The following is a 12,015-nucleotide window of genomic DNA, read 5'->3' as shown; positions in this document are numbered from 1 at the left end:
TGTCGGTAGCGTTCGACGGCCCTCAGGGAATGGGTGGATTGTTCCAGCGTTGCACGGTGACGATCAGTTGGCCCTCGCCAGTCAGGGCCTTGCCGGCGTCATCCACGGCGGCGATCACCTTGAGGTTGCCGGCGTTGTTGGTGGACATCTTGCGCTGCGGGTTGGGCCCGGCATCGCCCGGGGTGAACACGCCGCTGTCGGCCTGCATGCTGCCGGCGTACTTGACGTCCTCGTCCTTGGCCGCCTGGGCATCGAAGGCCTCGACCTTCCACTGCGCCGGCATCACGCCGATGCGATAGGCCTTGCCGTCGGCGCCCTTGCCCCAGGCCTCGGCATCGAAACGCCCCTGGACCTTGGGCGTGGAACCGCCGCCGTCACCCACTCGGGCCACGGAGAACGCCGGCACCACCTTGACCTCGGCGATGCGGTTGTACACCGCCAGCGTCGCGCCCTTGAGACTGCCGACACTGACCTCGCGCAGGCCCGGCTGGGCCGTCGCGGCAGCCTTGAGCCTGACCCGGATTCGCTCTGGATGCTGCTCCAGCACCTGCACCACCTCGACCCCCTTGCCAAAGCTCGGGGCGCCCGCAAGGCCGGCGCCCACCAGGGTCACTTCGGCCTCTTCACCGGCCTTCAGGTAACCCGGCTGCACCGCCAGCAGTCGGCTGCTGCCCTGCCTGGCGGCGATGAAGTCCAGGCCGCGCTCGTCGTGCTCGGCCTCGAACATCCGCCCTTGCAGGGCATTGCCCTGGGCCGCCAGCACCTGGCGCATGACCACGCCGTCGACAGTGACGTTGCCGCGCCACTCATAACCGTTGTAGAGGATCGCGCTGCCCTCGCCATTGAACGGGCTGCCATCGGCGTACTGGCCCTTGACGCTGACCTCGAACTGATCGCCCTCCCCGGCGCTGACGCTCATCACCCCGGCCAGTTCGCCCTTGCCCGGCAGGTGGCCGCTGAAGCTCCAGTCGCCGGCCAGTGCCGCCGCTTGCGGGCGGGCCTGTTGCCAGGCCTTCCAGGCCGGGTTGTCGAGGGGATAACGCGTGGCCAGCAAGGGCACCATTTCCTTGAGGGCGGTGGGGAACCACTCGCGGTCCCGGGACAGGGCCTGGTACTCCAGGGACGGCCACTGACCGAGGTGGAAATTCACCAGGCGTTCCCATTCCTGGGCCGGGCGCCGTTGCAGGGCGATGCGCGCGCCAGAGTGACAACGGGCGCACATCTGGGTGGTCTGCTCGTCAAAATGCTCGACGGTGTTCAGGCGCCGCTCCAGGGCGTAGCGCACGCCGTCGGTCTCGCTGGGGGCCAGGCCCTGGGTATCGGCCAGGTACTTGACCAGGGTGCGGCGGTCGTCATCGCTGATTTGCAGGCCGTGCATGGTCTGCATGCGGGCAATGCTCATCAGCCAGCCTTCCGGGGTCTTGCGCTGGTGGCTGATGCGGCTCAGGGCGTCCCCGGCCTCAGGGGTATGACAGCCCTGGCAGGTTTCCTTAAGGATGCTCTGCGCATCCCGGGCGGCGAAACTCGAAGGGGCATGCAAGGCGCTACAGGTGGCAATGGCCAGCAGGCTGGCGCTCAGCCTCAGGCGGAGTTTTCTCTTCATCAGGGTCGAACCTCCCACGGTGCTTTCTTATTTTTAGCGAGTCGTTTTTATGGTTTCTGCCATGTCCGGCGATACCGGCCATGGAGGCAAGAGAAACGTCTGAAGCTATGCAATACACGGAGCGTGCCAGCTTACAAACCAGCGCCCGATCAATGACTTAGACAGATGCCTGGGGCGCCATCGGGCTGGTGGGTGTTACCCGCCGTACAATTTCGCGACAAACGTCTCAGTCTGAGACAGGGTTTAGCGCTGTACCTGTGGTTTTCTTTGCAATTGGATCTTGCATTTATCCGGCGCCACCGCAGAATCACCCGCGCTTTGCCCGCTCCGCATTCCGGGGCGCTCTGCACTACCCCTCATTTACAAGGAACCTGAAGTTCATGGATAGAAGCGCCTGTGCCCGTCTCGGCTCGCTGATCCTCTCGTTGTCTGCTCTGACCCTGGTCGGATGCAAGGAAGACTCCAGTCCCAAAACCGCCACACTCGCGCCGGCACCGGCTCCGGCGGCCATGGTCATGCCGATCTGCGCCAATGGCGAATGCGCCGTGCTGGACCAGAACGGTGCGGTACTGGTCAGCGCCGACAACGACTACGACGCCGTGGTCGCCCTGCCTCTGGAAAAGAGCTTCCTGTTCGCCAAGGACGGCACCTGGAACCTGGCCAGCGCCGATGGCAAGCAAGTCATCAAGGCCGACTTCACCGATGACCTGCGCCTGCTGACGCCCGGCCTCTTCGGCTTCGGCCAGGACGGCAAGCTGGGGATCATCGACCAGGCCGGCAAGCAGATTCAGCCACCGCGCTTCGACGATCTGTACGTCGGCGGCAATGATGACTTCATCGTCTACGAGATCGGCGGCAAGCGCGGCATTCTCAGCGCCACCGGGCAGGTGATCACCGAGGCCGTGTTCGACAGCAGCATGGTCCGCGACGATTTCGCCAAGCGCGGCTGGTGGATGATCGCCGAGCGTGGCAGCGACAAGTGGGCGCTGAACCTCAAGACCGGCGAGCAGAAGAAGATCGACTTCGACAGCATCGACTACTTTGCCAACCAGCATCTGGTGGTCAGCACCGAACAGGGCAAGGCCCTGGCCGATGCCAAGGCTCAGTTGATCAGCGCCGCCACCTACAACTGGATGGGCGAGCCGGGTGACGGCCTGGTGGCCTTCCGCGAAAAATACGACAGCCCCTGCGGCTACATGGACTTCCAGGGCAAGACCGTGATCCAGGCTCAGTTCGGCACCTGCCAGGTGTTCGGCAAGCAGGGCGCGCTGGTCACCGCCAAGAATGCCGACGGCAGCTCCGGCAAGGCCGGGATGATCGATCGCCAGGGCCAGTGGAAGGTGCAACCGGTCTATGACTCGGCGGACCCAGCCGGCTTCAGCCCCCTGGGGATGTTCAAGCACATACCGGGGCTGAACCAGGTCGCGGTGCTGCAGAACGTGTTCAGCGCCACCTTCGGCATCTTCGATGTGGACAAGGGTGTCGAGCTGTTCAAGCCCACCTACGCCCAGATCGGTGCGATCAACGCCGACCTGTTCGTCTTCAGTACCGCCAACAGCCCGACCAAGCAGGCCACCCTGTTCGGCCAGGCCACGCAAGTACGCACCGTGGGCCTGATGGACGCCAGCGGCAAGGTGCTGCTGGAGCCGGGTCAGTATGTCGACATCCACCTGGACAGCAGCGGCCACTACCTGCTGGCCACCGACGACACCTCGCCCCTGGCCACCTCGGCCCTGTATGACCTCAAGGGCAAACGCCTGATCGCCAGCAAGTGGCAGGAACTGGTGGTGGACGAAACCCGCGGTGCGATCTTCGGCTATGCCGTGGAAGGCCTGGGCGACGACCAGACCCGCAGCCTCAAGGCCCTGTATCGCCTGGACGGCACCCCGAGCTTCCAGGTCAGCCAGGTAGAATGCGGCGCCGAACAGGTGCGTGACGGCCAGGACAAGGTGCTGTGGCCGGCCAACCCACAGGACCACTGCCCGCAACCGGACGAAGAAGAAGACCAGGGCGAAGGCGACAACGCTCAGGGCTGAGGCCAGCGGTCACGGTTGGGATCAAGCCTGCTAGGATGCGGGCTTGATCGATTCAGCCAACCGGCCCGGATGGGGCCCGACAGGAACTGTCCCATGCTCAACGCTCTGCTTTTCGACCTTGACGGCACCCTGACCGACACCGACGCCCTGCACCTTCTGGCCCTGCAACAGTTGTTGCACGAAGAAGACGGCCGGGTGTTCACCGAGCAAGAGTTCGCCGCCCACGTCAGCGGCCAGGCCAATGCCAACATGTGCCGTTACCTGTTCCCCGAGCGCAGCGTGGCGGAACATGAGGCCTTCGCCGAACGCAAGGAAGTGCGCTTTCGTCAATTGTCCCCCCAACTCAAGCCCATGCCCGGCCTGCTGCGCCTGCTGGATTTTGCCGCCGAGCACGGCATCGGCGTGTGCGTGGTGACCAACGCCCCACGGGCCAACGCCGAGCACATGCTCAAGGTGCTGGGCCTTGAGGAGCGTTTCCAGACGGTCCTGGTGGCCGAGGAACTGCCTCGGGCCAAGCCCGATCCCCTGCCCTACCTCAGCGGCCTGGAATGTCTGCAAGCCAGGGCCGAGCATTCCCTGGCCTTCGAGGACTCGGTCCCCGGGCTGACCGCCGCGGTCAAGGCCGGCATCTGCACCTTCGGCCTGGCCACCAGCCAGCAACCACAGACCCTGCTGAGTGCCGGCGCCCATCGGGTGATTCAGGACTTCGACGACCCGCAGTTGTGGGCCGAGATTCATCGCCGCCTCAACCTGGCCTGAAGGGCGGGCCGCCACGAAGCGGGCGCCCGTGAAGGCACTGAGCATGGATCAGGTCTTGAAAGGAGTATCGCTGGAGCGTGCAGCGGGACGGTTGGCGCAGGCCAACCAGAGCGGAAACGACAGGTGAGGAGCGATAGCTGGGAAACAAACAGGTGAGAAACAAACAGGTGGGAAACAGCAGGTCGGAAGCAACAGGTGGGAAACGAGAAGCAGGAAGGAAAAAGTGCTCGCCCATCACTTCGGCAGTGGCACCTAGGCCGAAGTACCCCCTTTGGCTGGGCGAGCAGGGAGGAATATACGCGGGCGCTGGGGACGCTCCTATCGGACAGATCCTAAAACGCGGTGCGATCTGGACAAATGATTTTAGGTTTTTTCCTCAGCACGACCTTTTTTTCACTGTCCTTTCACCTCGCCTCCCTTAGATTGACTACCACTCCTTAACGAATCCCATTTGGCCCGCCTATAGCGGGCTTTTTTTTGCCCGGGCATCCGCCGGCCGGCACAACAGGGTGCCGACCGCGGGCCCGAGTCACTCAGCGAGTCGCGGGCTCCAGGACGGATTCCGCGGCAGGGGTGAACGTCAGCACTCGCTCCGGATAAAACCGCGCCGCGGCATTGAGCACCGCCTGCACCGAAGCGGTGACGATGTTGGCGTGACATCCGGCGCCAAAACGTGAACCGGCAACCCCGGGCCACGCCGCTTCCACAATGGCCAGCGCCTGGGCGTCGGCCCCCGCTCCCAGGTTGCGCTCTTCAAAACTGTCGATGCGCAGCGGCAAGCCCAGGGCCGCCAAGGTCGCAGCAACAGGTCCGTTGCCCACCCCACGCAAGCACAGTTCCTGGCTCCCGAGGCGGGCGATGCGCAACTCGATCCCTTGCCCCTCGGGGGCATCGAACAATCGGTGACCGAGATACACCAGGCTCGCCTCCCCCTCTCCAACAGCCAGGTAGGTGCACTGAAACACCTCCCATAAAGCCTCACTGCTCAGTTCGGCATCACTGGCATCGGCCAGCTTCTGCACGATGGCGCTGAATTCGATCTGCATGCGCCGGGGCATGACGATGCCGTGGTCGCGCTGCAGCAGGAAAGCGATCCCGCCTTTGCCGGACTGACTGTTGACTCGCACGATGCTGTCGTAGGTCCGCCCCAAGTCCTGCGGATCGATGGGCAGATAGGGCACCTCCCAGAAGCCGTCGGCCGCCTGGGCGGCAAAGCCTTTGGCGATGGCGTCCTGGTGCGAGCCGGAAAAGGCGGTGAACACCAGATCGCCGACATAGGGATGGCGCGGATGGATCGGCAGCGCCGTGCACTCCTCGGCGACTCGAGCCACCGCAGCGATATCGGAAAAATCCAGCCCGGGGCTGATGCCCTGGGTATAGAGATTCAGGGCCAGGGTCACCAGATCCAGGTTGCCACTGCGCTCACCGTTGCCGAACAGACAACCCTCCACCCGCTGGGCTCCCGCCAGCAACGCCTGTTCGGCACAGGCCACGCCGGTGCCCCGATCGTTGTGCGGGTGCACTGACAGCGTCACCTCATCACGGCGCTCCAGGCGCCTGTGCATCCATTCGATCTGGTCGGCAAAGACGTTGGCCGTGGCCACCTCGACGGTGGTCGGCAAGTTGATGATAATCGGGCGCCCGGGGCCGGCGTCCCAGGTGCGGATCGCGGTGTTGCACATGCGCAGCGACACCTCGAGCTCCGCCATGCAGAACGTTTCGGGGGAGTACTGCAGCACCCATTCGGTTTCCGGGTGCTGATCGGTCAAGTCGCGTAACAGCCTTACATGGCGTTCCACCAGGGCCTCGACCTCGTCCACCGAAAGCCCGAACACCACGCGCCGCCAGACCGGGGCGATGGCGTTGTACAGATGGACGATGACCCGGCGCGCACCCTGCACGCTGCGTACGGTTTCGCGGATCAGGTCCTCGCGCAGTTGGGTCATCACCATGGGGGTGACATCGGCGGGAATCCGCTGCTGTTCCACAAGCTCACGAACCACCTCGAAATCGGTGCGCGAGGCGGCGGGGAATCCCACTTCGATTTCCTTGAAGCCCAGGCGCACCAGTTCCTCGAACAGGCGCAGCTTGCGCTCGCGGTTCATCGGCTCGTAGAGCGCCTGGTTGCCATCACGCAGGTCGGTGGACAGCCAGATCGGAGCCTGGGTGATGGTGCGTGACGGCCACTGGCGCGAGTCCAGATCCACAGGGGCAAAGGCACGATATTTGGTATGGGGATGGGTGAGCATACTGACCTCGAAAGAAGCATGGAGAAGGCAATGGATCTCCCCTGCTTTCAGCATGGAAAGCGCTTCGAGGCCGGAGTCTGGGGGAGATCAGCCTGGGTGCCAGCTTCCTGGCAGCACCGGCAGACCCCGGCCGTAAGGCAGGGGTAGCGCTAGTAGCAGGGTCAGGAAGCGGGGAGTCATGGGCGGTGGCAACCGTCTGGGAGAAAGGAGTGACTGGCAGTCTAGGGGGCTGTCATCTGAATGTACTGCGCTAAACACCCTTTCATTGTCGTGAAATGGACATTTGAATTTATGATGGGCGCCCCATGATCCCTTCCGCTCCGGAGGCGCTGCGCTGCATGTCCGATCTGCTGGTTGTCTCGTCCATCGATTGCCTGTCCATGCCGGTCACCAGCATCGCCGTGGATTACCCCAACGGCCATGAAATACCGGCCCACAGCCATCCCCGCTCTCAGCTGGCCTACGCCATCGAAGGCGTGCTGGTGATCGACACCGAGTCCGGACGCTGGGTGGTACCGCCCAGTCGCGGGGTGTGGCTGCAGGCGGGTGTCGAGCACCGGGTGCGGATGCGCGGCGCGGTGCGCATGCGCAGCCTGTTCATCAACGTCGATGCCATAGCCGGCCTGCCCGAGCATGACTGCGTGATCGAGGTCTCGCCGCTGCTGCGTGAACTGATCCTGGCCGCCGCCCAGGTCGGCACGCAGTATGCGCCGGACAGCCGCGACGGCCGCCTGATGCGCCTGATCCTCGATGAGATGCGCTCGCTGCCGGTGCTGCCGTTCAGCCTGCCGTGGCCCCATGAACCGCGCATGCTGCGGGTGTGCCAGGCGCTGGCGGATGACCCGGCGGACAATCGCACCGCCGAGCAATGGAGTGACCGCCTGGCCATGAGCGCGAAAACCTTCCATCGCCAGTTCCTGCGCCACACCGGCATCACCTTTGGCCGCTGGCGCCAGCAGGCGCGCCTGCTGATGTCCCTGGAGTGCCTGGCCGAGGGCATGCCGGTGGTGCAAGTGGCACTGCAACACGGCTACGACAGCCAGAGCGCCTTCGCCGCCGCCTTCAAGCGCCAGTTCGGCACGCCGCCATCGGAGTTCTACCGCTGAGGGCTCAGGCCCGGCGCAGCAACAGACCGGCCACTACGCACAACAGCATGGCCAGCCCCGCCAGCAGGAAGGCATCGCTGTAGGCCAGCAGCAAGGCGTCGCGGTGCAGCACCTTGTCCATCAGGCCCAAAGCTTGCTGACGCAGTGGCGCCAGCGCCGCCGAGTGCAGGGCCCTGGCGTACTCCACCGGCGCCTGGGCCAGCAACCGCACCAGCTCCACCAAACGCTCCTGGGTGGCCTGGGCGAACAGGTTGATGGATTCACCGATGCGCAGGGCATGGAGTTTCTCGCGCTCCACCACGATCTGGCTGGACAGCGCGATACCGATCGCCCCGCCGACATTGCGCACCATGGAGAACAGCCCGGAGGCCGAGCCCACCTGATCCTTTTCCAGCCCCTGGATCGCCATCACCCCCAGCGCCACCACCACCAGCGACTGGCCGATACCGCGCACCACCAGCGACGGCACGATGACATTCACCGAGGCATCGGGGTTGAGGTGAATGTTCATCAGGCAGCCGATGCCAGTGATGGCGAAGCCGGCAATGATGATGGTGCGGGCACTGCTCCAGCGCATCAGGCGCGGGGTGGCGAACGACATGACGAACTGGATCAGGCCATAGGGAATCATCATCAAACCGATCTGCCGGGCGTTGTAGCCGTGGATTTGGGCAAAGTAGTTGGGCACCAGGAACACCACGCCGAACACCACCGCACCGAAGGTGAATTGCATCAGGCTGGCGATGCCGAAGTTGTAGCGGCCCAAGAGGCGCAGGTTGATCAGCGGCTGCTCGCGGCGCAGTTCGATGGCCACGAAAGCCAGCAGGCCGACCGTGGCCAGGACCGCACAGTTGAAGATGAAGCCCGAGGCGAACCAGTCATGGCGGCCGCCCTCCTCCAGCATGATCTGCAACGCCGAGAGGCCCACGGCCATGCTGGCGATCCCGCCCCAGTCGCCCTGGCGCAACTTTGCCAGGACCATGGGCTGGGGCCGCACCGACCAGCCGATGGCCGCCAGCAGCAACAGCCCCGGCGGCACTTGCAGGTAGAAGATCCAGCGCCACGAATAGGCATCGGTGAGCCAGCCGCCCAGGGACGGCCCCGCTGCCTGGGCGACATTGTTGGCCACGGCAAACAGGGCCATGCCCATGGGGTGCCGGGCCGCCGGCAGCTCGGTGACGATCAGCTGGAATGACAAGGGAATCAGTACCCCGCCAAAGGCCCCTTGCAGCACCCGGGCGACGATCAGGCTGTGGATATTCGGTGCCAGGGAGCAGGCGATCGAGAACAGCACGAAACCGGCGGTGCCGACCATCAGCACCCGGCGCATGGAAAACACCGAGACCAGCCAGCCGGTCATGGGAATGATGATGATCTCCGCCACCAGGTAGGCGGTGGTGATCCACGAGCCCTCCTCGAAGGTGGCGCCCAGGGAACCGCGCACGTCCGGCAATGAAGCGTTGGTCACGTGCACGTTCATCCCCGCCATGAAGCAACCCACCACGCTGCCCAGCACCGCCACCCAGGTGCGCAGGGAAATCGCCTGTACGGCGGCCTCGCCCGCGCTGTCATGTACTGCCTGGGCACTACTCATGACGGGTATCCACGCTCACCACTACCGACATTCCGGGGCGCAGTTCTGCCTGCCGCGGCTGCCCCGGATCGAGGCGGATGCGCACCGGCATGCGCTGCACGATCTTGGTGAAGTTGCCGGTGGCGTTGTCCGCCGGCAGCAGGGCGAACTCGGCGCCGGAGGCCGGGGCGAAACTCTCCACCCGGCCCAGCAGCACGTGGCCACCCAAGGCATCGACTTCGACCCGCGCCGGCTGCCCGGGGCGCATGCCGTCGACCTGGGTTTCCTTGTAGTTGGCCACCACATAGGCGTCCTCAGGCACCACCGCCAAGAGCGGCGCGCCGACTTCGACGTACTGCCCCAGGCGCAGGCGGCGCTGGCCGGCAATACCGTCCACCGGGCTGCGGATCAAGGTGCGCGCCAGATCGATACGGGCCAACTGCCGCAGAGCACTGACCCGGGCCACGCCCGCTTCGAGCTTGTCCAGCTGCGCCCGGGCGCTTTGCTGCTCGGTATCGAGCACCTGTACCTGTTGGCGCCGCGCGGTCAGGCTGGCACGGGCTGCGCCCAGGGCGGCATCGGCCTGACGCGCCAAGGCCGCGGCGTTTTCCAGTTGCTGCACGCTGCTGACCTGCTGGCTGGCCAGGTGTTGCTGCCGCCGCCCTTCCTGACCGGCCCGTTGCGCCTCGGCCTCAGCAGCAGCGACCCGGGCCTGGGCCTCGGCGATCAGGCTCTGCTGCTGTTGCTGGCGGGCCTTGAGATTGGCCAGCCGCGCCTGCCCGGCACGCTGTTCGGCCTGGGCCTCGCGCAGCGCCGCCTCGGCCTGTTCGACCCGGGCCTGATAGTCGCTGTCATCGATCCGCGCCAGCAGGTCGCCGGCCTTGAGCGGCTGGTTGTCCTGGACCTCGACCGCGGCCAGGTAACCGGCCACCCGTGGCGCGATGGTGACGATGTCCGCGCGCAGGTAGGCGTCGTCGGTCTCCACCAGGAAACGCCCGCTGAACCACCAGTGCAGGCACCAGGCCAGGATCAGCAACACCACCAGCGCCAACCCGGCATAACCCAGGAAGCGACGGCGGGTGACGGCTTGCGCCGGAGAAGCAGGAACAGGGTTCTGGGTCATTGCACTGGCTCGTCGGAAGTTCGCAGGAAAGGGTTGGCCGCCGCCCGGCTCGGCGGCGGCAGGACAATCGGCGGCGCGCTGCGCCAGCCACCGCCCAGGGCCTTGAACACCAGCACCTGGGTATCGATCACGGCCGCATCGGCCTGGGCCGCCGCAGCCCGGGTGCGCACGTCGGTGCGCTGGGCGTCGAGGTAATCCAGGGCACTGGAGGCACCGGCCGCTCGGGCCAGCCCGGCCAGGCGCAGGGCCTGGTGGTCGCGCTCGGCCGCCAGGTGCAGGGCATCCTGGCGCTGCAACGCGGCCTGGTAGTCGCTCAAGGCTTGCTGCTGTTCCTTCAAGGCCGCCAGGATGCTGCGGTCAAAATCCGCCAGCGCCGCGCTTTCCCGGGCGTCGGCCTGGGTGATGCGCGCGTGGGCAGCATTGAGGTTGGGGAAGCTCCAGGACAGCAGCGGCCCCAATTGCCAGACCGAAGCGTCGCGGTCGTCGAAACCCGAGGGCTGGTGCGCCGACGTGAAGACCCCAGCCCCCAGGCTGACCCGCGGATAGAGGTCGGCCCGGGCCACGCCGATGCGTGCCGTGGCCGCCGCCAGCCGGCGCTCGGCCTGACTCACGTCGGGACGCCGGCGCAGCATGGCCAGGGCATCGCTTTGGGGCATGGGCGAATCCAGGGTCGGGGCCTGGTGGCAAGCCTTGGCCGCCACCGGTGCATCACCCGGAGGGCGCCCCAGCAGTACCGCAAGCTCAGCCAGGGCCCGCTGCCGCCCGGCCTGCAACGGCGGCAGGCTGGCCTGTACCTGGCCCACCAGGCCTTCGGCGCGCACCACATCCAGGGTCACTGCGGCGCCGGCCTGATACAGCTGGGCGCTCAGGGCCCGGCCCTGCTCCACCAGCGCCAGGGATTCGCCGGCCACCTGCAGGCGCTGGCCATAGCTGCAAGCCTGCAACCAGGCGCGGGTGGTTTCCGCGGCCACCACCACCCGCAAGCCGTCTTCGGCGGCCCGCGCCGCCTCGGCATCGGCTCGGGCAGCATCGGCCAGGCCGTGCAGACGGCCGAACAGGTCAGCCTCCCACTGCACATCCAGGCCAACCCCGTAGCGGCTGCCGGTGCGGATCCGCTGGCTGTTCTGCAAGGCGGCTTCCAGCTGGTCATCGGCGGTGCTGCCGTAGCCGGCCTGGGCCGTCACCTGGGTGGCGGGCTGGCGCAGGGTATCGGTTTCGCGCAGCAGCGCCCGGGCCTGTAGCAGGTTGGCCGCGGCCATCCGCAGGTCGCGGTTCTGGCTCAGGGCCTCCTGCACGGCGGCATTGAGCCCCGGGTCACGGTACAGCTGCCACCATTGGTCGAGCCCCTGCTCGGCCGCTGCATCCAGCTGGCTCACAGGCAGGGGCACAGTGCTGCCGGGCGGCCGTTCCGGCCCCAGGGTGCAGCCGGCCAACAGGGCACACAGGGCCCATGCAGGCCTTGGGTAAATGGGCATGGGAAGTACTCACGGATTCGAAGCAGCTACTTTAGAAAGGCCAACTGGCGACCGTCTAACGAGAACTTCTTTTCAATTATCGCGAAATGGT

At 65.9% G+C, this 12,015-nt stretch carries 8 protein-coding genes; 3 read left to right on the top strand and 5 right to left on the bottom strand.

The genetic code is table 11. The features are described from left to right. Positions 1-22: 22 nt before the first annotated feature. The gene (gene peaA / locus FW796_RS31005; RefSeq protein WP_446440639.1) at positions 23-1,603 is read right to left on the bottom strand and encodes a quinohemoprotein amine dehydrogenase subunit alpha; all 1,581 of its coding nucleotides are present in this window, start codon (positions 1,601-1,603) and stop codon (positions 23-25) included. Between the two features lie 380 nt (positions 1,604-1,983). Here peaA and FW796_RS31000 point away from each other — a divergent pair, with 380 nt between their 5' ends. Both FW796_RS31000 and FW796_RS30995 read left to right on the top strand, forming a co-directional pair. After that, positions 1,984-3,639, top strand: a complete 1,656-nt coding sequence (locus FW796_RS31000; RefSeq protein ID WP_446440638.1) for a WG repeat-containing protein — start codon at positions 1,984-1,986, stop codon at positions 3,637-3,639. A gap of 93 nt (positions 3,640-3,732) precedes the next feature. Continuing rightward, complete coding sequence (locus FW796_RS30995) at positions 3,733-4,398, top strand: HAD family hydrolase (RefSeq protein ID WP_123724981.1); 666 nt, start codon at positions 3,733-3,735, stop codon at positions 4,396-4,398. Positions 4,399-4,931: 533 nt separating this feature from the next. Here FW796_RS30995 and FW796_RS30990 read toward each other — a convergent pair. After that, complete coding sequence (locus FW796_RS30990) at positions 4,932-6,647, bottom strand: 2-isopropylmalate synthase (RefSeq protein WP_446440637.1); 1,716 nt, start codon at positions 6,645-6,647, stop codon at positions 4,932-4,934. A gap of 338 nt (positions 6,648-6,985) precedes the next feature. On the opposite strand from FW796_RS30990, the gene FW796_RS30985 reads away from it, so the two are divergent. Beyond that, positions 6,986-7,753 carry an AraC family transcriptional regulator gene (locus FW796_RS30985; RefSeq protein ID WP_404940068.1) on the top strand — a complete coding sequence of 256 codons (768 nt, stop codon included), beginning with the start codon at positions 6,986-6,988 and terminating at the stop codon, positions 7,751-7,753. A 4-nt stretch (positions 7,754-7,757) separates the two neighbouring features. On the opposite strand, the gene FW796_RS30980 is transcribed toward FW796_RS30985, so the two are convergent. From FW796_RS30980 to FW796_RS30970, 3 genes are read right to left on the bottom strand one after another with little or no spacing between them, the layout of a single operon-like run. After that, a complete protein-coding gene (locus tag FW796_RS30980; RefSeq protein ID WP_346636186.1) occupies positions 7,758-9,347 on the bottom strand; it encodes a DHA2 family efflux MFS transporter permease subunit in 1,590 nt (529 codons plus the stop codon). Then, a complete protein-coding gene (locus FW796_RS30975) occupies positions 9,340-10,449 on the bottom strand; it encodes an HlyD family secretion protein (RefSeq protein WP_346636187.1) in 1,110 nt (369 codons plus the stop codon). The genes FW796_RS30980 and FW796_RS30975 overlap by 8 nt, the downstream gene beginning before the upstream one ends. Then, positions 10,446-11,924: a TolC family protein gene (locus tag FW796_RS30970; protein WP_346636188.1), complete on the bottom strand. Its 1,479-nt coding sequence runs from the start codon at positions 11,922-11,924 to the stop codon at positions 10,446-10,448. The genes FW796_RS30975 and FW796_RS30970 overlap by 4 nt, the downstream gene beginning before the upstream one ends. Between the last annotated feature and the right edge of the window lie 91 nt (positions 11,925-12,015).

This window comes from Pseudomonas sp. 910_21 (genome assembly GCF_052850735.1).
The sequence above is the reverse complement of the archived record's forward strand: the minus strand, read 5'-3'. Positions and strand labels throughout refer to the sequence as shown.

Bases quoted from the DNA above. Each gene is read 5' to 3' on its own strand.
- FW796_RS30975 (WP_346636187.1), bottom strand. From the start codon at position 10,449: ATGACCCAGAACCCTGTTCCTGCTTCTCCGGCGCAAGCCGTCACCCGC.
- peaA (WP_446440639.1), bottom strand. From the start codon at position 1,603: ATGAAGAGAAAACTCCGCCTGAGGCTGAGCGCCAGCCTGCTGGCCATT.
- FW796_RS30990 (WP_446440637.1), bottom strand. From the start codon at position 6,647: ATGCTCACCCATCCCCATACCAAATATCGTGCCTTTGCCCCTGTGGAT.
- FW796_RS30995 (WP_123724981.1), top strand. From the start codon at position 3,733: ATGCTCAACGCTCTGCTTTTCGACCTTGACGGCACCCTGACCGACACC.
- FW796_RS30980 (WP_346636186.1), bottom strand. From the start codon at position 9,347: ATGAGTAGTGCCCAGGCAGTACATGACAGCGCGGGCGAGGCCGCCGTA.
- FW796_RS30970 (WP_346636188.1), bottom strand. From the start codon at position 11,924: ATGCCCATTTACCCAAGGCCTGCATGGGCCCTGTGTGCCCTGTTGGCC.
- FW796_RS31000 (WP_446440638.1), top strand. From the start codon at position 1,984: ATGGATAGAAGCGCCTGTGCCCGTCTCGGCTCGCTGATCCTCTCGTTG.
- FW796_RS30985 (WP_404940068.1), top strand. From the start codon at position 6,986: ATGTCCGATCTGCTGGTTGTCTCGTCCATCGATTGCCTGTCCATGCCG.